20 protein-coding genes and 1 pseudogene are annotated in these 20,571 nt (G+C 72.1%); 8 read left to right on the forward strand and 13 right to left on the reverse strand.

Features of this window, described 5'->3' with window-relative positions; translation table 11 throughout:
* The first annotated feature begins 88 nt into the window (after positions 1-88).
* The 3 genes and pseudogenes from OG928_RS28195 (at position 89) to OG928_RS28205 (ending at position 2,824) form a co-directional block, all read left to right on the forward strand.
* Positions 89-979, forward strand: coding sequence for an SIS domain-containing protein (locus tag OG928_RS28195; protein ID WP_406288797.1), 891 nt, complete (start codon positions 89-91; stop codon positions 977-979).
* Positions 976-1,925: pseudogene (locus tag OG928_RS28200) on the forward strand (1-phosphofructokinase family hexose kinase). The gene OG928_RS28195 and the pseudogene OG928_RS28200 overlap by 4 nt, the downstream one beginning before the upstream one ends.
* A gap of 41 nt (positions 1,926-1,966) precedes the next feature.
* A complete protein-coding gene (locus OG928_RS28205) occupies positions 1,967-2,824 on the forward strand; it encodes a ketose-bisphosphate aldolase (RefSeq protein WP_406288799.1) in 858 nt (285 codons plus the stop codon).
* A gap of 226 nt (positions 2,825-3,050) precedes the next feature.
* Here OG928_RS28205 and OG928_RS28210 read toward each other — a convergent pair whose 3' ends face one another.
* The 8 genes from OG928_RS28210 to OG928_RS28245 all read right to left on the reverse strand — a co-directional run bounded on the left by OG928_RS28210 (position 3,051) and on the right by OG928_RS28245 (position 11,133).
* On the reverse strand, positions 3,051-4,427 hold the full coding sequence (locus OG928_RS28210) for a cytochrome P450 (protein WP_406288802.1): 1,377 nt from the start codon (positions 4,425-4,427) through the stop codon (positions 3,051-3,053).
* Entirely contained in the window at positions 4,424-5,044 is a 621-nt protein-coding gene (locus OG928_RS28215; RefSeq protein ID WP_406288803.1) for a GTP-binding protein, read from the reverse strand. Before OG928_RS28215 ends, OG928_RS28210 begins: the two co-directional genes overlap by 4 nt.
* The gene (locus tag OG928_RS28220) at positions 5,025-5,375 is read right to left on the reverse strand and encodes a DUF742 domain-containing protein (RefSeq protein ID WP_406288805.1); all 351 of its coding nucleotides are present in this window, start codon (positions 5,373-5,375) and stop codon (positions 5,025-5,027) included. The genes OG928_RS28215 and OG928_RS28220 overlap by 20 nt, the downstream gene beginning before the upstream one ends.
* The gene (locus tag OG928_RS28225) at positions 5,372-5,758 is read right to left on the reverse strand and encodes a roadblock/LC7 domain-containing protein (RefSeq protein WP_406288807.1); all 387 of its coding nucleotides are present in this window, start codon (positions 5,756-5,758) and stop codon (positions 5,372-5,374) included. Before OG928_RS28225 ends, OG928_RS28220 begins: the two co-directional genes overlap by 4 nt.
* 20 nt (positions 5,759-5,778) lie before the next feature.
* A complete protein-coding gene (locus OG928_RS28230; protein WP_406288808.1) occupies positions 5,779-7,251 on the reverse strand; it encodes a sensor histidine kinase in 1,473 nt (490 codons plus the stop codon).
* A 392-nt stretch (positions 7,252-7,643) separates the two neighbouring features.
* On the reverse strand, positions 7,644-9,581 hold the full coding sequence (locus tag OG928_RS28235) for a phosphocholine-specific phospholipase C (protein ID WP_406288810.1): 1,938 nt from the start codon (positions 9,579-9,581) through the stop codon (positions 7,644-7,646).
* 196 nt (positions 9,582-9,777) lie between these two features.
* Positions 9,778-10,404, reverse strand: a complete 627-nt coding sequence (locus OG928_RS28240) for a septum formation family protein (protein ID WP_406288812.1) — start codon at positions 10,402-10,404, stop codon at positions 9,778-9,780.
* 114 nt (positions 10,405-10,518) lie between these two features.
* Positions 10,519-11,133, reverse strand: a complete 615-nt coding sequence (locus tag OG928_RS28245) for a CGNR zinc finger domain-containing protein (protein ID WP_406288814.1) — start codon at positions 11,131-11,133, stop codon at positions 10,519-10,521.
* A gap of 404 nt (positions 11,134-11,537) precedes the next feature.
* Here OG928_RS28245 and OG928_RS28250 point away from each other — a divergent pair, with 404 nt between their 5' ends.
* The gene (locus OG928_RS28250; RefSeq protein ID WP_406288816.1) at positions 11,538-12,056 is read left to right on the forward strand and encodes a hypothetical protein; all 519 of its coding nucleotides are present in this window, start codon (positions 11,538-11,540) and stop codon (positions 12,054-12,056) included.
* Positions 12,057-12,299: 243 nt separating this feature from the next.
* Here OG928_RS28250 and OG928_RS28255 read toward each other — a convergent pair whose 3' ends face one another.
* Positions 12,300-12,428, reverse strand: a complete 129-nt coding sequence (locus OG928_RS28255) for an SDR family oxidoreductase (RefSeq protein WP_406288817.1) — start codon at positions 12,426-12,428, stop codon at positions 12,300-12,302.
* Positions 12,429-12,478: 50 nt separating this feature from the next.
* Here OG928_RS28255 and OG928_RS28260 point away from each other — a divergent pair, with 50 nt between their 5' ends.
* The 3 genes from OG928_RS28260 (at position 12,479) to OG928_RS28270 (ending at position 14,049) form a co-directional block, all read left to right on the forward strand.
* On the forward strand, positions 12,479-12,985 hold the full coding sequence (locus tag OG928_RS28260; RefSeq protein ID WP_406288818.1) for a hypothetical protein: 507 nt from the start codon (positions 12,479-12,481) through the stop codon (positions 12,983-12,985).
* A gap of 122 nt (positions 12,986-13,107) precedes the next feature.
* Positions 13,108-13,803, forward strand: a complete 696-nt coding sequence (locus OG928_RS28265) for a glycerophosphodiester phosphodiesterase (RefSeq protein WP_406288820.1) — start codon at positions 13,108-13,110, stop codon at positions 13,801-13,803.
* Between the two features lie 66 nt (positions 13,804-13,869).
* The gene (locus tag OG928_RS28270) at positions 13,870-14,049 is read left to right on the forward strand and encodes a hypothetical protein (RefSeq protein ID WP_406288822.1); all 180 of its coding nucleotides are present in this window, start codon (positions 13,870-13,872) and stop codon (positions 14,047-14,049) included.
* Between the two features lie 98 nt (positions 14,050-14,147).
* Here the strand turns inward: OG928_RS28270 and OG928_RS28275 are convergent, their stop codons facing one another.
* The 4 genes from OG928_RS28275 to OG928_RS28290 all read right to left on the reverse strand — a co-directional run bounded on the left by OG928_RS28275 (position 14,148) and on the right by OG928_RS28290 (position 18,723).
* Positions 14,148-15,818, reverse strand: coding sequence for a SulP family inorganic anion transporter (locus OG928_RS28275; RefSeq protein ID WP_406291274.1), 1,671 nt, complete (start codon positions 15,816-15,818; stop codon positions 14,148-14,150).
* 317 nt (positions 15,819-16,135) lie between these two features.
* Positions 16,136-17,638: an MFS transporter gene (locus OG928_RS28280; protein WP_406288824.1), complete on the reverse strand. Its 1,503-nt coding sequence runs from the start codon at positions 17,636-17,638 to the stop codon at positions 16,136-16,138.
* A gap of 49 nt (positions 17,639-17,687) precedes the next feature.
* The gene (locus OG928_RS28285) at positions 17,688-18,302 is read right to left on the reverse strand and encodes a TetR/AcrR family transcriptional regulator (protein ID WP_406288825.1); all 615 of its coding nucleotides are present in this window, start codon (positions 18,300-18,302) and stop codon (positions 17,688-17,690) included.
* Between the two features lie 199 nt (positions 18,303-18,501).
* The gene (locus tag OG928_RS28290) at positions 18,502-18,723 is read right to left on the reverse strand and encodes a hypothetical protein (RefSeq protein WP_406288827.1); all 222 of its coding nucleotides are present in this window, start codon (positions 18,721-18,723) and stop codon (positions 18,502-18,504) included.
* Positions 18,724-18,739: 16 nt separating this feature from the next.
* Here OG928_RS28290 and OG928_RS28295 point away from each other — a divergent pair, with 16 nt between their 5' ends.
* Positions 18,740-20,524, forward strand: coding sequence for a serine/threonine-protein kinase (locus tag OG928_RS28295; RefSeq protein ID WP_406288829.1), 1,785 nt, complete (start codon positions 18,740-18,742; stop codon positions 20,522-20,524).
* Positions 20,525-20,571: the final 47 nt, after the last annotated feature.

The following is a 20,571-nucleotide window of genomic DNA, read 5'->3' on the forward strand; positions in this document are numbered from 1 at the left end:
GCTCATTCATGCTTGAAACTGCTATCAAATGAATAGTTTCAAGCATGCGAGCGCAGCAACGCGCATCGTCGGACGAGCCGGGAGTGCCATGGGGACTGTGAGTCACACCTCTGTCGAGATCGCCACTCAGCCCGAGTCGTGGGTCCGGGCCGCCGCGATGGCGGACGGCGCTGTGGGGTTGCCCAAGGAAGGGGAGCGGGTCGCGATCGTCGGGTGTGGGACGTCGTGGTTCATCGGGCAGGCCTACGCGGTGTTGCGCGAGCGGGCCGGCCTCGGGATCACCGACGCGTTCGCGGCGTCGGAGTTCCCCGGCGTACGCGACTACGACCGGGTGGTCGCGCTGACCCGGTCCGGCACCACCACCGAGGTACTGCGGCTGCTGGCGGACATCCGCGGCACGGTCGCGACGACCGCGATCACCGGTGCGCCGGGCACGCCGATCGTGGACGCGGCGGACGAGATCGTGATGCTCGACTTCGCGGACGAGCAGTCGGTCGTGCAGACCCGGTTCGCGACGTCGGCGCTCGCCCTGCTGCGCGCGCACCTCGGCGAGGACCTGGCCGCGGCCGTGCGGGACGCCGAGACGGCGGTCGCGTGGGTGCCCGAGCCGGCGCTGGTCGGTGCCGAGCAGTTCACCTTCCTGGGGTCCGGGTGGTCGGCCGGTCTCGCCGCGGAGGCCGCGCTGAAGATGCGCGAGGCCGCGTGCGCGTGGACCGAGAGCTACCCGGCGATGGAGTACCGGCACGGGCCGATCAGCATCGCCGCGCCGAACCGGATCACGTGGTTGTTCGGGCCGGTACCGGAGGGCCTCGCCGACCAGGTCGGCGCCACCGGCGGGACGTTCGTGGCCGGTGCGCTGGATCCGATGGCCGAGTTGATCCGGGTCCAGAAGCTCGCGGTCGCGATCGCGGAGAGCCGCGGGCTCAACCCGGACGAGCCGCGGCACCTCACCAGGTCCGTGGTGCTGGACGCGTCGTGATCGTGACGGTGACGCCGAATCCGGCGTGGGATCTCACCTACCACGTCGAGCGGGTGGCATGGCACGGCGCGAACCGGCCGGTGTCGGTCGCCGGGCGGGCCGGCGGCAAAGGGATCAACGTCGCGCGCGTGCTGCGCTCGCTCGGCGTCCCCGTCGCGGCGGTGGCTCCGCTCGGGGGCGCCACCGGGGAGCGGCTGCGGGCCGACCTCGCGGCGGCGGACATCGCGCTGACGGTGGTGCCGGTGGCGGGCGAGACGCGCAGCACCACGACGATCGTGGAGAGCACGTCGGGCGGCGCGACCTCGTTCAACGAGCAGGGGGCCGCGCGGACCGCCGACGAATGGGCCGCGCTGGTCGCGGCGGTGCGCGAACTGCTCCCGCACGCCTCGGTGTTGGTGCTCTCGGGCAGCCTCCCGCCGGGAGTGCCGGCGGCCGGCTGCGCGGAGCTGGTGACCCTCGCGCGGGGTGCCGGCGTACCGGTCCTGCTGGACGCCTCGGGACCGGCGCTGGTGGCCGGTGTCGCGGCCGGGCCCGACGTGATCAAGCCGAACGCGGACGAGTTGCTCGCGGCGACGGGTGAGGCCGATCCGCTGCGCGCGGTGGCCCGACTGGTACGGGACGCGCGCGGTGGGACGGTGGTCGCCTCGTTCGGCCCGGACGGCATGCTGGCCGGCACCGACGGTGTTTGGTGGCGAGCCCGGCCGCCGGGCTCCGTACACGGCAACGCCACGGGCGCGGGCGACGCGGCGGTCGCGGCGCTGGCCCGGGGGCTCGCCGAGGGCACCCCTGGCCGGACCGGCTGCGCGACGCGGTCGCCCTGTCGGCGGCGGCGGTGGCGGCGCCGGCCGCGGGTGACGTGGACGGCGCGTTGTACCGGGAGTGGGCGCCGCGCGTGGCCGTGGAGCGGGTGGCGGCGCCCGCGCCCACAGACCCCAGGCTTTCTTGATCGCCCTTGATCGCCCTTGATCGTCCAGGAGGAGATTCGACATGTCCTTGACCACGACCGGGAAACTGACCGACGCCGCGCGCGCGGACGGGGTCGGTACGGCCGCCTTCAACGTGATCACGCTCGAACACGCCGAGGCCGTGATCATCGCGGCGGAGCGAGCCGGATCGCCGGTCGTGGTGGCGATCAGTGAGAACGCGGTGAAGTTCCGGCGCGGCCGGCTCGGGCCGCTCGCGGCCGCGTGTCGGGCGCTGGCCGAGGAGGCGACCGTACCGGTGGCGCTGCACCTCGACCACGTCGAGTCGGTCGACCTGTTGGTGGCGGCCGAGGGGACCGGGATCAGCTCGGTCATGTTCGACGCGTCGCGGTTGGCGTACGCGGAGAACGTGGCGGCCACGGCCGACGCCGTCGCGTGGGCGCACGAGCGCGGCATCACGCTGGAGGCCGAATTGGGCGAGGTCGGCGGCAAGCCCGGCCACCCCGCGCTCGACGCGCACGCGCCGGGTGCGCGGACCGATCCGGACGAGGCCGCCGCGTACGTCCGCGCCACCGGGGTCGACGCGCTGGCGGTCGCCGTCGGCAGCAGCCACGCCATGCTCGACCGGACGGCCACGCTCGACCACGACCTGATCGCCCGGCTGCGCGCGGCCGTCGATGTGCCGCTGGTGCTGCACGGCTCGTCGGGCGTACCCGACGACGAGCTGCGCCGCGCGGTCGCCGCCGGAATGACGAAGATCAACGTCGGCACCGCGCTGAACATCGCCTACACGGGAACGCTGCGCGAACGTCTGACCGCCACCCCCGACAAGGCCGACCCGCGCCCCGCGCTGACCCTCGCTCGCGAGGCGACGGCGCAGGCGATCGGCGAACTCCTGCGGGTGATCACCGCCAAGGGCTGAGCGGCGGGCGGACACGTCGGCCGAGCGGTGGTACCGCCCGGCCGACGCGCGGTCCCGGAAGATCACCGCGGAAACCCACGCCCCCGAGTCATCGGACCCGAACCGCCTTCTCCGGCACGGGACTCGACCCCGGCACGGCATGCGACACCGGATCGAACCCGACCAGGATCGAGCGCGACCCAGATCGAACCCGACCCCGCCCGGTCCGGCAGGACCGGGTCGAAGGTCAGCCGAACAGCCAGGTCGCGAAGCGCGACCACCAGCCGACGGGCAGCGGCTCGACGGGTTCCTCGCGTGACACCGGGCGCTCGGGGCGCGCGGGGCGGACCCACTCGGTGGGGTGGACGAGCGGTACCGGGGTGAACTCGACCGGCAGCGAGGTCAGATACCGGGCCCAGCTCGCCGCATGCCAGGCCGGCGGCCGGTCCGGATGCGCGAGGCGGATGTCCGGCAGTCGGCTGTTCAGCGTGTCGATCGCGGTGTCGGTGATCGCCCGGCCGATGTCCTGGCCCGGGCACAGATGCGCGCCGCCGCTGAAGGCCAGGTGCGCGCGGTTGTTGTGGACCGGCACGGTGAGGTCGGTCCGGATCTGCGGGTCGACGTTGCCGGCCATGACGCCCAGGACCAGCAGGTCGCCGGCCTTGATCCGGCGTCCACCCAACTCGGTGTCGACCAGCGCCCATCGACCCGGAATGACCCACAACGGTGGTTCGTCCCACAGTACTTGCTCGACCGCGTCCGGGAGGCTCAGTCGCGCGCCGGCCAGCGAGGCCGCGAAGCGGTCGTCGGTCAGGACCACCCGCAGCGTGTTCGAGATCAGCGCGATCGTCAGCTCGTTCGCCGCGATCATGACCAACCGCAAGTGGTGCAGGACCTCGTCCTCGGTCAGCTTGTTCGGGTGCTCGATCAGCCAGGACGGGAAGTCGGCGGCCGGCTCGACGCGCTTGCGGTCGGCCAGGTCGCGCAGCGTCTGGAGGATGAACTCGTTGGATTCCAGGGCGCGTTCGCTCATCGTCATAATCTCGGCGCTGGCCTCGACCAGGCGTGAGCCCATCTCGTCGGGCAGACCGTACAGCTGGGCGATCACGAGCATCGGCAGTTGCTGCGCGAACTGCGCCACCAGGTCGGCGTGGCCGTCCGCCGCGATCTTGTCGATCAGTTCGTGCGCGAGCCGCTGGACGTGCTTGCGGATGCCGCGTCGGTCGAAGCGGTCCAGGCTCTCGGTGACCACCGAGCGCAGCCGCTGGTGTTCGGCGCCGTCGGTGGAGACGCAGTCCGGGCGGTACTCCAGGATCGGCAGGATGGCGGCGTCCGGCGGGATCCGGCCCTCGCGCCAGTCGCGCCAGTTGCGCGCGTCCCGGGAGAACCGGCTCGGGGTGCGCATGACCTCGAGGTTCTCCCGGTAACCCAGAACCAGCCAGCCCGGGAAGTCGCCGTCGACCAGGATCGGCGCGACCGAGCCGTACTCGGCGCGCAGTCGCTCGTAGGTGGCCGACGGGTCGGCGATGGTCTCCGGGCCGTACAACCTCGTGATGCCCTCGGTTGCCGTGGCGCCCGCGTGCGCGGGGCAACCGGGCGGCGGAACGGGGGGAGGAGCGGTCATTGCGTCTCCCGGTTCGTGGTCAGCGTGTAGAGGTATTGCGTGAGCGCCATCAGCACGTCCCGGCAGGAGCCGCGGTTGCGGGCATCGCAGTGGACCATGGGCACGGTGTCGTCGAGGTCGAGCGCGGCGCGCAGTTCGTCCATGGAGTGGACCGGCGACTCGGGGAAGGTGTTGACCGCGACGACGAACGGCACACCGCGGTCCTCCAGGCGGCCCATGACGTCGAAGCACACTTCGAGCCGGCGGGTGTCGACCAGGACCACGGCGCCGAGCGCGCCGTCGAACAGCCCGTTCCACAGGAACCAGAAGCGTTCCTGGCCGGGGGTGCCGAACATGTAGAGCACGAGGCGCTCGTTGAGGCTGATCCGGCCGAAGTCCATCGCCACGGTCGTGGTGGTCTTGGCCTCGATGCCCGCGAGGTCGTCGATGCCGACGCTCGCCTGGGTCATCGTCTCCTCGGTGGTGAGCGGCCGGATCTCGCTGACCGCGCCGACCAGGGTGGTCTTGCCGACCCCGAAGCCGCCGACGATCACGACCTTGACCGCGGCGGCGGCCGTCGCGGGCAGCATGTCCTCGGTGCGGGGCCCGGGGAGGGCCTCAGAGCTTCTGTAGTCCATGCATCACCGCCTTGAGAAGATCGATGTCGGGCAACGACGCGGCCGGGATCGGCGCGCGGTCCTCGAGGTGGCCGGCGGCCACCATGTCGGCCAGCACCATCGTCAGCACGCTGGACGGCAGGCGCATGTGCGCCGAGATCTCCGCCATCGACAACGGCTGTTCGCACATCCGCAGAATCGAGGCCGTCTCGGGGGCCATACCGCGCATCGGTTCGTGACGTGCGACGAACAGGGTGACCAGGTCCAACCGCCGCCCGCCGTCCGGATTCTCCCCGACCATGTACAGCCGCTCGGGGTGCGGATCGCGCCGTGCGCGCCTTGGCACACTCACGGAAAGGCCCCGTCGCGGCGGGGCGGACTGGTTAGATGTTCGCCGATCCGGATCACCAGATCGCGCATGCGGTGGCCGAGCAGGCCGGTGTCGACCTCGCCGTCGGCGAGCACCGCGAGGTAGGCGCCGGCGCCGGCGGCCATCATGTAGAAGTAGCCGCCGTTCACCTCGATCACGACCAGGCGCATCCGCCCGTCGCCCTTGGGGAATTCCGACGCGATGGCCGCCGCGAGGCTCTGCAGGCCCGCGCACGCGGCGGCGAGTCGGTCGGCGGTGTCGGCCGCCGTGTTGTGCTGTGCCATCCGCAGACCGTCCGCGGACAGCAGCACGATGTAGCGCGTGAAAGGCACGCTCTTGGCCAGGTCGGCGAGCATCCAGTCCATGTTCGGTCGGTACCCCGTCGTCATCGATATCCCCCGTTGTCCCACGAATCGTCACCGGTGCCGGATCGCCGTTCGTTGGGAGGTGGTTCGCCGTTGATCCCACTCAGGAACGCGTCCAGGCCGAGCCCCGGCGGCGGGTCGTCGAATCCCGAGGAGACCGGGGGCTTCGGGGCGGGCGCGCGGTGTTCGCCGCGCGGCGCCGCGGCTCGGGGGATGGTGCCGAGGCTGCGCCGGCGGCGCTGCGGCAGCCCGTTCGCGCCGTGCTCGGTCACGATGGGGGCGTCCGTCATCATGTCGTGCAGGGACGGGAGTTCGTCCAGATGTTGCAGGTGCTCCGGCATCGGGTACATCGGCGGCACGTTCGGGGTGATCTGGTTCTGCGGGATGACCACGACGGCGCGCACGCCCGAGTACGCCGAGGGGCGGAGCATGACCTTGAAGCCGTTCGCCTGGGCCAGCCGGGCCACGACGGTCAGGCCCAGGCGCGGGGTCTCGCCGAGGTCGTCGAGGTTGAGCGCGTCGCCCTCCAGGGACAGGATGCGCTCGGCGCGGCGGCGGGCCTCCTCGCTGAGGCCGACGCCGGCGTCCTCGATCTCGACCGCGATGCCGGTCTGTACCTCGGTCGTGCTCAGGTGCACGGTGGTCGACGGCGGCGAGTAGCGGGTGGCGTTGTCGAGGAGCTCGGCGATCGCGTGGATCAGCGGTTCGACGTGCTGGGAAATGACCGCGACCTCGACGACGGAGTGCAGCTTGACCCGGCGGTAGTCCAGGATCCGCGACATCGCGCCGCGCAGCACGCTGTACATGCCGATGTCGGTTTCCCACTGCCGGCCGGGGCGAGAGCCGCCGAGCACGGCGATGCTGTCGGCCATCCGGCCGATCAGGGCGTTGCCGTGGTCCAGGTGCAGGAGGTCGCGGAAGACGACGGGGTCGTCGCCGTGGCGGTCCTCCATGTCCCGCATGTCCTGGGCCTGTTGGTGGATCGTGGCCTGGACGCGGCGGGCGATGTTGACGAACGCGCGCTGGGTGGACTCGCGCATGTCCTCTTCGGCGCTGACGGTCTCGATGACCGAGCGGATCACATTGCGGTGGGCGACCGCGAACTCGGTGGGGTCGTCGGGGTGCGGGGCGACCTTGCGCATGACCTCCGGTACGGGCTCGCCGTGTTGCAGGCGGCCGACCGCTTCCGGCAGCAGCTCCTCGGCCAGCCGGATCGTCTCCGCTTCCTGCGCGGCGAGCCGGCGCTTGAGGCCGATCTGCTGTTGCTGGAGTTGCGCGTGCAGTTGGGCGATCGTGCGCCCGCGTCGGCCTGCCTCGGCGGCGCACACGGCGACGGCGACGGTCGCGAGTCCACCGCACAGGGCGACCGCCGGGCGGGCCTGATCGGAGACCGCGGCCACGGCCGCGACCGCGCATGCGGCGGTCACCAGGAGAGGGAGGACCCACACGAGGGCCAGCCGTCGGCCTCCGGGGGACGATCCAGCGAGAACCATCGGCATCCTCGGAATTGTCGGAATGAATCGAACGGGTGTTTTTTGCGGTGGTCGTGCGGTTGTCCTGCGGACTCGGCCGCGGTGGTGTGATCGTCGGCCGGGGTGCTCGGGTGGCCCTCGTGGGGTGGGGGCGAGCGCCCTCGTGGAGTAGCGGGAACCACCGTCGCGGGCGCCAGGCTACGCGGATGAATGGGCCGGATCGGGCGTCCGGAGCACATGCCCCTCGAACGGGTGAATCGACGGAGATCGGGCCATCGCGCGACGCAAAAGAGGTAGGGCTTGGCGGTGGTGTGTCGCGAACGCGGACGGCCCCGCCGGATCCCGTGAGGGATCGCGGCGGGGCCGGTGGTGGACTGCCCGGCGCCGTTGCCGGCGCGGCTCTAGGGCACGCCCTAGTGGTACAGGCGCCCTGCGAAGCGGCGGGCGAAGCCGTCGCCGGTGTCGGCGGTGACCGTGACGTCGTAGTGCCCGGTCGACTGGGCGTCCACGGTCTCCCGGCTGTTCGCGCCGGGGGCGACGGTGACCGTGCGGTCGGCGCCCGCGCCGCGCACCGTGAACGTCGCCGGCGCGCCGCCGGCGTTGCCGAGGGTGATCTCGAGTCGGCGACCGGGCAGGTCGACGGAGGCCGCCTCGGGGTGTGCCTTGGCGGCGTTCGTCCAGGTGCGTACGTCGCCCTTGAAGCCGCGCAGGTAGCCGTCCGGCCCGTGCACGTCGATGTCGTACGGGCCGCCGCTGACGCCCTGCGCGCTGAAGAAGTCCTCGACGGTGCCGCCGGCCGGCACGGTGTACTGCCAGGCGCCGAATTGGCGGTGGTTGACGGTGTACATCGAGAAGCCCGCGCCCAGGCGGCCGGTGTTCGCCACCTCGATCCACAGCAGGCCCTTGTCGGCCTCGGTGCGCGAGGTGGTGGCGAAGCGGTAGTCGATCGGCAGCGCGGGCCGCTCGCCGCTCTCCTGGACCGGCTGCTGCTGGGCCAGCGGCGGGATCAGCGGCGGCAACTTCCACTTCTGCCGGGCCAGTTCGTCCAGCAGCACGCGGGTGTCGGGCAGCGTGGGGAAGGAGACGTCCTTGTCGGTGAACGCGAACGCGCTCATCAGGTCCCCGCAGACGGTGCGCCGCCACGCGGAGATGTTCTCCTCGCGCACGCCGGTCCAGTTCTCCAGGAAGCGCAGCACGGAGGTGTGGTCGAAGACCTCCGAGCAGACCCGGCCGCCGCGGCTCCACGGGGAGATCACGATCATCGGTACGCGCGGGCCGAGGCCGATCGGGGCGCCGTTCACGAACTCGTCGGGCGTGCCGGTGGGGGCGGTGGGCGGTACGACGTGGTCGTAGAAGCCGTCGTTCTCGTCGTAGTTGAGCAGCACGACGGTCTTGGCCCACACCTCGGGGTGCGCCGCGAGCGCGTCGAGGACGTAGGACGCGGTGAAGTGCGCGCCCTTGGCGGGCGCGTAGTTCGGGTGCTCGGATTCCTCCGTCGGCGCCACGATCCAGCTCACTGCGGGCAGCGCGCCGGCCGCGACGTCGTCGGCGAACGCCTTGGGGCCGCGGCGTGCCATGCCGTTCACGTACAGCGGTGAACTCTGGGGCGCGGTGCGGAAGTTGTCGAACCACGCGAGCGCGTTGTCGTCGTAGTTGTCCTCCTGCTGGTACACCCGCCACGAGACGCCGGCGGCTTCGAGCCGTTCGGGGTAGGTGGTCCAGCGGAAGCCCGGCTCGCTGTTGTCCACGACCGGGCCGCCGGCGCTGCCCGCGGGGTCGACGGTGCCGGTCCACAGGTAGAGCCGGTTCGGGTTGGTCGAGGCCATCGCGGACGAGAAGTACTGGTCGCAGACGGTGAACGCGTCGGCCAGTGCGAACTGGTAAGGGATGTCGCGGCGCTTGTAGTAGCCCATGGTCAGCCACGACTTGGCCGGGACCCAGTTGCTGTACTGGCCGTTGGCCCAGGCGCTGTGCCCGCCGCCCCACGAGTGGTCCAGGCCGGGGACCTGCTGTGCGTTGCTGGTCGCGGTGTCCAGGTGCCACGGCAGCAGCGTGCTCCCGCCGGCCGTGCCCAGGAGTCGCTGGTGCAGCACGTCACCGCTGCCGGCGAAGCGCACGAGCGACCGGTCCCCGTAGCCGCGCACGCCGCGCAGCGTCCCGAAGTAGTGGTCGAACGACCGGTTCTCCTGCATCAGGATCACCACGTGCTCGACGTCGTCGAGCGTGCCGGACGCACCGGCGGTGGCCGCCGCCGCCTCCCGGACGGCGGGCGAGAGGCCCGAGGCGACGGCGAGCCCGGCACCGGACGCGGCGGCCGCACCGAGAAAGCCGCGACGGGAGAGAGGAGACATGCGGTGGGTCCTCCAGGACGGATCGGGCGATCGGGAGGGATCGAGCGGCGCGAATGCCAAGCGCCCATCCTGACGGTCCGTCAGCCCCGATGGGAGACCCTGGGGTTAACCCGGGGGTAACTTTTTTCGCCCGAGTGCGTCCGGTGCGTTCGGCGAGTGGATTTCGGTGACTTCGGCGCGTCCGGCGAGTTCGGCCCTACTTGAGCGGCGCCGTCAGCGGAACCTTGTCCACGCGCGTGAGCAGGCAGGTCAGTTCCCGGTCGTTCTCGTCGATCCAACTGCCGGGCGTGGGCCGGTAGGTGAGTTTGGAGAGCGGGAGGGCGCTGTTGCGGGCGGCCGTGGGGGTGATCAGCTCGGTGCACTTCTTGCCGGTGTCGTCCTGGAAGGTCATGCTCGTCGGGGACATCGTGTTCGGAAGCACGAACACGTCGATGACCTCGGCCTTGTGCGGGGTCGTGCACGAGACGATGTCGACCTCCACGCCGTCCTCGTTGATGCAGTCGCCCTTCTTGAGCTTGACCAGCTTGACCTGGCCCTTGCGGGGGGTCGACGCGCCCGACGGGGTGGCGGCGCCGCCACCGGGGGCGTTCGACGCGGACGGGTCGACCTTGGCCGGGAGCGTCGGCGCCGGCGGCATCGTGATCACGGGTGACTTCGACGCGGGGGCGTCCGACGACTTGTCGTCCTTCTTGTCGCCGAGACACCCGGTGAGCAGTGTCGAGGCGACCAGGGCGGAGACGACCGCCGCGGACGATCGCGCGAGGGCACGGCGACGGCCGGCGCGGGCAGGGGAGACGACGCCGGAAGACCGGGAAACGCGCATGGGAAATGGAGCCTCTCGCTGGGATTCGGCCCGATTCTGCCGGAGGCACGGATTCCGGTCTTCAGGGGCTTCCCTTATCTCCGGTCCTCCCGCGCTTGCGCGTCCTCGTCCGGCCTAAGCCTCCGCGGGGTTCTTCGTGCGCTGGTAGTGGCGGGCCACTCGGGCGCGGTTGCCGCAGGCCGCGGAGCACCATTCGCGGCGGGGGTTGTTCTTGACGAAGTGCAGGATGCAGCCGGGGCCCTGACAGGGCCTCAGGTCACCGCGGTCGGGGCCGGTGAGCAGGTCGATCGTGGCGGTCGCGAGCTCGGCCAGGACCGCGGCGATCGGCGCGGCCGTGCTGTGGGTGGTGGCCGCGGCGGGCCAGTGGAGTTCGCGCCATCGCGGCGCCGCCCGGGTGTGCGCGTTGAGGCGGTCGATCGTCTCCGTCGCCGGAGTGGTGTCGGTCATCGCGGCGGTCAGCAGCGCGCGGACGCACTCGCGCAGGTCCAGGGCCGCGGCCAGATCCTCGGCGTGCACCGCGAGGAGGGCGGCCTCCGGCGGCGGAGCCGTCAGGCGGGGCGCGACGTCGCGCAGCCAGGCCGCGAGGTGCTCGGGCTCGGCGAGCCCCTCGTGCGGCACGCCGCGTACGGCGTAGCGCGTGTTGGCCAGCTCCACCGGGAGCGGCTCGCCCAGGAGCGGGGCGCCGCCGTCTTCGAGGTCCACGATCCGTCCGTTCACGACCTTGTTCACCGCCTGATGCTACCGATGGCTCGCGGCCATGTGGACATGCGTACCAAGATTCTAATGGAATAGAGACTGTATGTTCATTAGTACCAGAGAGTCACCATGTGTGATCGTGGTGATACGTGATGTGTGGTGTGACGGAGCAGACAGGAGGGTCGAACGCGACGTCGTGAGGGTGGTCGAGGCCGCTGATTCAACGATTTCACCGCCGGATTTCGGCTGACTCATCCCTTTGGGGTGGGCCTCTCGTGCCACCCGTGGTCGACAGGGCCAAGGAGTCGCCCCCACCACCGGGGGTGGGGCCAGCCCTACCCAGAGAGGGAAGTGGGCCCCATGGGGAATGGGTTGCCGGATCTCTAGGTTTGAACCAGACGGACCGGCAGGGTCCGCAGGGGGCCAAGGAGAGTCACGTGAACAACCGCAGCCGGGTCGCAGAGCAGGTCACCACCCAGTCGACGACTCCCGGCACGGTCGCCTCCTTCGCCCGCTTCGTGGTCTTCGGCGGAGGTACCGGGCTGGCCTCCAGCGGCGCGCTCGTCGCCCTCTCGGGGCACCTGTCGATCGCCGCCGCGAACGCGATCGTGACCGTCGCCGGCACCCTGCTCGCGACCGAGCTGCACAGCCGCTTCGCCTTCCGCGCCGGACGCGCCGGCCTCAAGGCGCACACCCAGGCCGGTGGCTCGGCGGTGGTCGCCTACCTGTTCACCACGGCGGCCATGCTCGGCCTGCACGCGGTCCAGGCCGCGCCGAGCATCATGGTCGAGCAGGGCACCTACCTCGCCGCCTCCGGCGTGGCCGGTCTCGCCCGGTTCGCGTTCCTGCGCCTGGCGGTCTTCGCCGGTCCCAAGGCCGCGACCGCCCCCAAGGCGACGGTCGGCGTCACTCGGACCCGCGTCTTCGCCCGCGACACGCTCGTCGTCGCGGCCTGACCGCCCCGACCACCCCACGGGCCCGCCCCGTGCTTCCCGCCAAGGCCCGGCGGGAAGCACGGGGCGGGCCTTCGTCACCTCAAGGGCGGCACGGTCGTCCGCGGCACGGTCGTGCTGAGCATCGGCTCGTGGCAGACCCACGCGAGGGCCCCTGCCCGTGGGAGCCGGCCGGTGCCCGGTGGATCCGGCCCACCTTCGGCAACTCGCGGGCGCCGTGGACCGGTTGGGTTTCAGCGGCGCGGGTCACACCGTCTTGATCGCGCCGCCGTCCACGATGTGGTCCGTGCCGGTGACGCTGCCCGCGAGCGGGGAGGCCAGGTAGGCGACCGCGCTCGCGATCTCGGCGGGCTCGACGAAGCGGCCCGTGGTCATGCCGGCCGTGCCGGGCAGCGCCGCCAGGAGTTGCTCCTGGGTCAGGCACGATGCTGTTGACCGGCTGCCTGGGCGAGGACAAGGAGCCCAAGGCGTCGGGCACCGTCACTACGCCCGGCGCGAGCACCGGGTCCGCCGACCCGGCGTCGGGCCCGCCGACGAGCCCGTCCACGGCCCAGGCCCCCGGTGCGGGGACGCCGTCGGCGGCGTCGTCGCTGAAGACGATCAAGATGATCACCCTGGTCACCGGTGACTGCATCAACCAGAACGGCGACGAGATCGACAAGGTGCCGTGCACGGTCCCGCACCGGGCCCAGGTCGTGGGGGAGTTCACCCTGCCGGAAACGATGTCGCCGACGACCCTCACCTTCCGCGACGACGTCCTGAAGAAGTGCACCGAACTGAGCACGCCCGCGCTCGACCGCAACGAGGGCATCGAGTTCACGCAGCAGATGTTCCGGCCGACTCCGGACAGCTGGCTGAACCAGAAGGACCGAGCGTTGGACTGCCTGCTCCGGCGTACCGACGACGCCCCGCTCACGGCACCGCTCAAGTAGCGCCCGACCGAGCGCCCGACCGCGCCGCGCGCCGCCCGAACGGCGGCGGCGGTGCGGGAGGGTCCGGGCCGGCGTGGGGCCGTGTACCGTGTCCGCGCCGGTTCCCGAGCGAGAGGGTTGTCGTGACACTGGCCGTGGCCCACCGAGGCGATCCCCGGCGTCTTCGGGAGAACACCCTGCCGTCGCTGGCGAGCGCGCTCGAACAGGGTGCGGACCTGGTCGAGATCGACCTGGAGGTCACCCGCGACGGGCACCTCGTACTCCTGCACGACGCGACGCTGCGCCGGCTGTGGTGGCGCAACGCCCACGTACGGAACCTGACGTTGGCTCAGGTCAAGGAGATAGGCGGGCGCGGGAAGTACCGCGTACCGAGCTTCGACGAGGCGCTCGAACTCGCGTGGGACACCAAGGGCCGGCTGATGGTCGACTTCGGCGAGGTCGAGATCGCCGGCCCCGCGGTCGAGGCGGTCGCGCGGCACGCGGTGGGCGAGCAGATCCTGTACGTCGGCGGCCCGGCCGCGATGCGCGCGGTGCGCGAACACGCCCCGGACGCGCACATCGGGCTCAGCGCCGGCGCGTTTCGCGAGCTGCCCCCGGAGGCGGTGCTGCGCGAGATCCGCCCGGAGTACATCAACCTGCGCTGGCGCGCGTACGACGCGGCCCTGGTCGAGCGCTGCCACGCGGACGGGTACGGCGTGAGCGCGTGGACGGTGGACTCGCCGCGGGTGATGGCGCGGCTCGCCGACATGGGTGTGGACATGATCATCAGCAACCGGATCGGGCGTCTGCTCGATGTGCTCGCGGGTCGGCGGGGCTGAGCGGTTACCGTGGCGGTACGTCCGCCCGCCCAGCCCTGCCCAGCCCCGTCCAGCCCGAGGAATGTGATGACCGAGCCAGACCCGGAGCCGGTTCCGCCCACGGCGGCACCTGTACCCCAGCGGCCCCGGGAGACCCAGAAGCAGACCGAGAAGGGCATCCTGATCTGGCTCTGCTTCTTCCTGTTCGTGACGCACATCATCGGCGGCGTGTTCTGGCTCGCGTTCCACTACCTGGGCGAGAAGTAGCGCCAGGCGAGAGGTGGCGCCGAGCGCGAAGTGGCGCCGAGCGAATGTAGTGCCGGACCACGAGCGGCGCCGAGCGGATGCCGGCGGGCCCGACGCGCTCAATGCTGCGCCGGGTCGGGCCGCTCGCCGTGGACGAGGGTGCGCGCGTGGGCGATCGCGCCGCGCGTGTCGGGGAAGACCGCGTGGTCGCGGCGCAGGTGCTCGGCGATCCCGAGCGCGTCCAACACCTGGTCGTGCTCCGGCTTGACACCCGAGAGCAGCACGGTGATACCGCGCGTCTCCAGCTCCGTGATCGCCTCGCCCAGCACCCCGGCTCCGGTCGCGTCGATCGCGGTCACCCGCGACATCCGCAGCACGACCACCTGCACGTCCGCCACGGCGGACAGCTCGCCGAGCGTGGCCAGATCGGTCAGGTCGGTCAACAGCCGGTGGGCGGCCGGGAAGAACAGCGGCCCGTCGAGCCGGAGCACCGCGATGTGCTCGGCGGCGTGCGGTACCGATTCGAGCCGGGCCGACCGGGTCACCTGACGCAGTGCCAGCACGACCGCGAGGCCGATGCCGATCACCACGGCGGTGACCAGGTCCACCGCGACGGTCACCACGAACGTCACCACGAGCACGGCGGCGTCCGCCCGGGTCGAACGCGCGAGCGCGGTCAGCGCGGAGAGTTGGACCATCCGTACGCAGGTCGCGAGCAGCACGCCCGCGAGCGCCGGCAGCGGGATCCGCGACACCAGGCCCGCCGCGCTGAAGACGATCGCCGCGAGGACCAGGGCGTGCGTGAACGCCGCGAGCCGCGAGCCCGCCCCCGCCCGTACGTTCACCGCGGTCCGCGCGATCGCCGCGGTCGCGGGCACGCCGCCGAACAGCGGGGTGGCCAGGTTGGCCAGGCCCTGACCGAAGAGCTCGCGGTCGGGGTCGTGCCGCTGCCCGGTCGTCATGCCGTCGGCCACGCTCGCGCACAGCAGCGATTCGAGCGCCGCGAGCGCGGCCACGGCCAGCGCCGACGGCAGCAGCACGAGCAGCGCCGAGGCGTCGAAGAAGCCCAACGACGGCGCGGGCAGACCGCTCGGCAGCGCGCCGATCCGGGCGACGTCGAGGGTGGGCAGCACCTCCGCGAGCACGGTCGCGCCTGCCACCGCGAGCAGCGAGAACGGTACGCCGGGCCGCCACCGGGCGCCCACCAACAGCACCGCGGCCACGCCGAGCGCCAACGCGGGCGCGTCCGCGTCGGGGTGCGCGACGAAGCGCGCGACGGCGTGCGCGGCCACCTGCCACACCTTCTCGCCCTCGCCGGCCGCGCCCAACGCCGACGGCACCTGCTGCAACGCGATCACGACCGCGATCCCGGCGGTGAATCCCTCGATCACGGGGATCGGCAGATACTTGGCGGCCCGGCCCATCCGCAGCACCGCGACCACGACCAGCAGCGCCCCGGCCAGCAGGCCGACCATCAGCACACCGTCGGTGCCGTGTCGCTGGACCACCGGCACCAGGACCACCGTCATCGCCCCGGTCGGCCCGGAGACCTGGAGGTTCGACCCGCCGAACACGGCCGCCAGCGCCCCCGCGACCACCGCCGTCACCAGGCCGGCCTGCGCCCCCACCCCGGACGCGACCCCGAACGCCAACGCGAGCGGCAACGCGACGACCGCGACGGTGAGTCCGGCGAGCAGATCCCGCCCCGGCGCCCGCCGCATCGCGTCCAGATCCGACCGCCGCGGCAACAACCCGGCGACCCGACCCCATCCCTCGACCGATATCCCCATCGACGCCCCCTGGCCCTCGTCGTCCCGGCGCGACCCGCGCCCGCCGGAAGCGGTCCACATCCGGCGGACGCGCGAATCGGGGCTCATGCCCCAAAGGGGGCGATCACCTGGTTGCCGACCCTAGCAAGAAATGATGATCGAAATAACCGACAGTGCCTACTCGCCTACGGTCCGCATGGGGTCGACGGAATCGCGGGGGGTCACGGGGGCGCGCGGGGGATCGACGCGGATCGAAGCGGGCGAACGCGGATCGACGCCGCGCCCCCGGCGCCGGCGGGGGTCGCCCTCGGGGGCGCGTGTCCGGGCCGAAGGCGCTGTCACGCGTGGACGGTCGGCGGTGCGGTGGGGTCGGGGGTGCGGGCGCCCGGGCGGAAGAGGAGGGCGGTGGCGACGAGGCCGACGGCGAAGAAGGCGGCGGACCACCGGTAGGACGTGGCGTAGCTCCTCAGGGCCGCCTGGGCGAGGGCGTCGGGGGTCGGTTGGCGGTCGGCCAGGTAGTTCGACCCGGCGGTCGCGGACAGGGTGCTCAGCAGGGCGACGCCGATCGAACCGCCCACCTGCTGGACGGTGTTGACGGCCGCGGAGGCCACGCCCGCGTCGTCGGCGCGGACGCCGAGGGTCGCCGCGCTCATGCAGGGCGCGATGATCAGGCCCGCGCCGGCGCCGAACAGGATCAGGCCGGGCATCAGGTCGGTCGCGTACGCGCTGTCCAGGTCGAGGCGGGTGAGCAGGAGCAGGCCGAGGGCGGCCAGGGCCATGCCGCCGGGCACGATCGGCTTGGGGCCGAAGCGGGGGACCAGGAGGACGGTCGCGCTCGTGGCGGCGGCCATGATGCCGAACACCATGGGCAGGAAGGCCAATCCGGTCTCGACCGGGTCGTAGCGCAAGGTCTGCTGCATGTAGTAGGTGAGGAACAGGAACACCCCGAACATGCCGGCCCCGGTGATCAGCATGCCCAGCAGCGACGCGCCCCGGTCGCGGTCCAGCACGACGCGCAGCGGCAGCAGCGGGTTGGCGACGACGCTCTGGATCCGGACGAACGCGGCTAGCAGGACGATGCCGGCGATCAGACAGCCGTAGGTGATCGGGTCGCTCCAGCCGTCGCTCTCGGCGTGCGAGAAGCCGTAGACCAGGGCGAAGAGTCCGGCCGAGACGGCGAGCGTGCCCGGGAGGTCGAGGCGGGGGCGTGCGGCGGAGCGTTCGTGTCGGCCGAGCAGGAGCAGGCCGCCGAGGATCGCGGCGCCGGCCAGGATCAGGTTGACGTACAGGCACCAGCGCCAGTCGAGGTGCTCGGTCAGCACGCCGCCGAGCAGCAGCCCGACCCCGCCGCCCGCGCCCGCGACCGCGCCGAAGACGCCGAACGCCTTGTCGCGTTCGGCCGGGTCGGTGAACGTCGTGGTCAGCAACGACAGTGCGGCCGGCGCGAGCAGCGCGCCGAACACGCCCTGGAGGGCCCGGGCCGCGACCAGGACCTCGAAGTTCGGCGCGGCGCCGCCCGTGGCCGAGGCCACCGCGAAGCCGAACAGGCCGATCAGGAAGGTGTTTCGGCGGCCGAAGAGATCGGCGATCCGCCCACCGAGCAACAGCAGGCTGCCGAACGCGAGCGCGTACGCGGTCACCACCCACTGGCGGTTGCCGTCGGAGAAGCCCAAGTTCCGCTGGGCGGAGGGTAATGCGATGTTGACGATGGTGGCATCCAGAACGACGGTGACCTGCGCGAGCGCGATCACGGCCAGGATCCACCAGCGATGGGGCGCGCGGGGTGGGTCGGTCGGGTCCGGGGATGTGGTGATCGTCGCGGCGGTGGTGCTCCGGGGCATGGGTCGCTCCTGTCGGGGGCGGGGCCGGCCGGTGGCGGCGCGGCCGGGGTCAGCGGGCGCGCAGCGCCGGGAGCACGACGGCGTCGACGTAGCGGGACAGGTAGTCCTCGTCGACCACGCAGCCCTCGACGAGCGGGCGGGCCGTCACCGCGCCGACCATCAGCTGCGGCAGGAAGGCCGCCGCCGGGCTGTCCGGGGGGAGTTCGCCGCGGGCGACGGCACGCGCGATCAGCGTGTCCATGTGGGCGGACTCGGGGGCGACGACGGTTTCGCGCAGGGCCAGGCCGAGTTCGGGATCGGCGAGGATCGCGTGCGCCAGGCTCGCGAGCAGCGCGGTCTCCGGGGCCGCGCCGAGGGCGACCCGGCGGGCGGTCTCGTGCAGGTCGCCGCGCAGCGAGCCGGTGTCGACACCGAACAGGGACAGCGGCTTGGTGTGCCGCAGTGCCGCCGCGACCAGGCGCGGTTTGGTCTGCCACTGGCGGTACAGGGTCGCCTTGCTCGCTCGGGCGCGCGCGGCGATGGCCTCCATGGTGAGCGCGGCGTAGCCGGACTTGCGCAGCAGATCGAGCGTCGCGGCGTAGATCTCGGCCTCGCGTTCCGGGGTCAGCCGTGAACGGCGGTTCGGGGCCCCGGTGTTCGTGATCCCGGGCGGTTCGGTCCGCATGCGCACCTCGGTTATCGAAACGATAGCGTTTCGATGAGACTAGGGACCTGCCGAGCGAAACGCAAGCGTTTCGATAAGGAGTGGGGTGGGGTGGGAATCCGGATGGGACGGGACGGGTGAGCGGCCGGGTCCGGACACGGCGTCGCCCCCGGACCCGAGCGCGCGGGTGCGGGGGCGAGGACAGGACGTCGTCGGCCGGTCAGGCGTCGTGGTCGGGATGCGCGGCGCGCGACAGCGGGCGGAACAGCAGCGCCATCGCGACCAGTCCGAGGAAGAGCAGAACGACCGCCCACGTGAACACCGCGTCGAGGCTTCGGGCCAAGCCGCGGCGTACCGCTTGCGACGGTGTGGGTGACTCGGTGGTTCCGGTGAGGGATCTGCCCACGATGCGGTGGTCGATCGGCTCGATGGGAGTCCGCATTTGTAGGGTGTGCCGCATGAACGCGGGTATACCTGGCAAGCGCGTGATCGATGGCCGTTTCGAGTTGCTGGAGCGGCTCGGTGGTGGCGGCATGGGCTTGGTCTGGCGTGCCCGCGACCTCGCGCTGGAACGCGAGGTCGCGCTCAAGGAGGTTCGGCCGCCGGACCCGGCGCTGTTGGAGGACGATCCGACGGCCGCGCGGATGCTGCGCGAGCGGGTCTTGCGCGAGGCCAGGTCGCTGGCCCGGCTGAATCACCCGCATGTGGTGACGATCCATCACATCGTGGACGCCGCCGAGGTTCCGCACCCGTGGCTGGTGATGGAGCTGGTCCCCGGCGGCTCGCTGCACGACCGGCTCGCGAACGGGCCGATCACGCCCGCCGAGGCCGCCCGGATCGGCCGCGGCGTACTGTCCGCGCTGAGCGCCGCGCACGCCGCGGGGATCCACCACCGCGACGTGAAGCCGGGGAACGTGCTGCTGCGCGCCGACGGCAGCCCGGTGCTGACCGACTTCGGCATCGCCGCGCTGCGCGAGTCGACGAGTCTGACCGCGACGGGGGACCTGATCGGATCGCCCGAGTACATCGCGCCGGAGCGGATCCGCGGCGTGGAGGACGACGCCGCGTCCGACCTGTGGTCGCTCGGGATGATGCTGTACGTGGCGGTCGAGGGGCAGCACCCGCTGCGCCGGGCGACCAGTCTGGCCACGCTCGCCGCGGTGCTCACCGAGACGATGCCGCCGCCGGTGCGCGCCGGCGCGCTGGCTCCGGTGCTGGACGCGCTGCTCGTTCGCGACCCCGCGGCGCGGCCGGGCGCGGTCGAGTTGGATCGGATGCTGGCCGAGGCCGCGGCCGGCGCCGCCGCGCACAACACGACGTCGGCGCTGTCGGTCGCGGACGCCCTGGCCTGGCAGCCGGCGGACCTCGGCGGCGGGCGGGCGGCGGATTCGGGACCCGCGTGGGCGGGCGCGGACCGGTTCGAGCCGGTTCCGGACGATCGGCCGCCGACGGGCGAGCGGGCGCACGGTGTGCGGGCCGAGAGCGGGCCGCGGTACGGCGCGTCGAACCCGCCGGCGATGCCCGAGCCGGTGAACCGGCAGCGGGTCCGCAACGCCAGGATCATCGGGGGTTCGATCGTCGGAACGGCCCTGGTCGGCGTTCTGGTCTCGGTGCTCCTCGTGTCGAACCTCCGCGACACGGACTCGGACTCGGACTCGGGCGCGAAGTCGGGCGCGAAGTCGGATGGCCGGTCCGCCTCGGGCGGCCCGACGGGCTCGGGGACGACGACCTCCCCGGACCCGAAGGCGATCACGGACGAGCGGACCCCGAACCCGACCCGGCCCTCCAGGGTCGCCACCGAGGTGGTGAACCTGCTGACGCCGGCCGCGATCCGCGGCGTGATCGAGTCGGCGAAGCCGGTGATCGGGGGGACGAAGGTCAAGAACTTCACCATCTACGACAAGTACGCCTCGATCTCCGCGCCGACCGAGAACGACCGTCGCCTCTACAGTGATTTCTCCTACCGAGACGGTGTCACCAAGAAGGACGAGCGTCCCGGGCGGACCGACCGCGACGACAAGACGATCGACCTGGCGAAGGTCAACTGGGACGCGCTGCCGGCCCTGATCGCCAAGGCCGACAAGGACCTGGGCATCGAGAACCCGAAGAGCCGCTACGTGATCGTCGACCTGGGGCTGATCGACCGGATCCCGTCGCTCAAGGTGTACGTGAGCGACACCTACGGCGGGGCGTACCTGCGCGCCGACCTGGACGGCAAGGTGGTCAAGATGTACCCGCGCTGAACGGCCGCCTCGGGAAGGGTCGTTCGACGTGTCGGGGGCCCGCCGCG

Origin of the sequence: Embleya sp. NBC_00896, from assembly GCF_045207785.1 — a bacterium.
GTDB lineage: Bacteria > Actinomycetota > Actinomycetes > Streptomycetales > Streptomycetaceae > Embleya.

Coding starts and splice junctions, on each gene's coding strand:
- OG928_RS28280 (WP_406288824.1), bottom strand. CDS start 17,638: ATGCCCCGGAGCACCACCGCCGCGACGATCACCACATCCCCGGACCCG.
- OG928_RS28255 (WP_406288817.1), bottom strand. CDS start 12,428: ATGACCACGGGCCGCTTCGTCGAGCCCGCCGAGATCGCGAGCGCGGTC.
- OG928_RS28275 (WP_406291274.1), bottom strand. CDS start 15,818: ATGGGGATATCGGTCGAGGGATGGGGTCGGGTCGCCGGGTTGTTGCCG.
- OG928_RS28290 (WP_406288827.1), bottom strand. CDS start 18,723: ATGCGGACTCCCATCGAGCCGATCGACCACCGCATCGTGGGCAGATCC.
- OG928_RS28210 (WP_406288802.1), bottom strand. CDS start 4,427: ATGACCGCTCCTCCCCCCGTTCCGCCGCCCGGTTGCCCCGCGCACGCG.
- OG928_RS28295 (WP_406288829.1), top strand. CDS start 18,740: ATGAACGCGGGTATACCTGGCAAGCGCGTGATCGATGGCCGTTTCGAG.
- OG928_RS28270 (WP_406288822.1), top strand. CDS start 13,870: ATGACCGAGCCAGACCCGGAGCCGGTTCCGCCCACGGCGGCACCTGTA.
- OG928_RS28285 (WP_406288825.1), bottom strand. CDS start 18,302: ATGCGGACCGAACCGCCCGGGATCACGAACACCGGGGCCCCGAACCGC.
- OG928_RS28215 (WP_406288803.1), bottom strand. CDS start 5,044: ATGGACTACAGAAGCTCTGAGGCCCTCCCCGGGCCCCGCACCGAGGAC.
- OG928_RS28230 (WP_406288808.1), bottom strand. CDS start 7,251: ATGGTTCTCGCTGGATCGTCCCCCGGAGGCCGACGGCTGGCCCTCGTG.
- OG928_RS28235 (WP_406288810.1), bottom strand. CDS start 9,581: ATGTCTCCTCTCTCCCGTCGCGGCTTTCTCGGTGCGGCCGCCGCGTCC.
- OG928_RS28240 (WP_406288812.1), bottom strand. CDS start 10,404: ATGCGCGTTTCCCGGTCTTCCGGCGTCGTCTCCCCTGCCCGCGCCGGC.
- OG928_RS28260 (WP_406288818.1), top strand. CDS start 12,479: ATGCTGTTGACCGGCTGCCTGGGCGAGGACAAGGAGCCCAAGGCGTCG.
- OG928_RS28225 (WP_406288807.1), bottom strand. CDS start 5,758: ATGGACTGGATGCTCGCCGACCTGGCCAAGAGCGTGCCTTTCACGCGC.
- OG928_RS28195 (WP_406288797.1), top strand. CDS start 89: ATGGGGACTGTGAGTCACACCTCTGTCGAGATCGCCACTCAGCCCGAG.
- OG928_RS28205 (WP_406288799.1), top strand. CDS start 1,967: ATGTCCTTGACCACGACCGGGAAACTGACCGACGCCGCGCGCGCGGAC.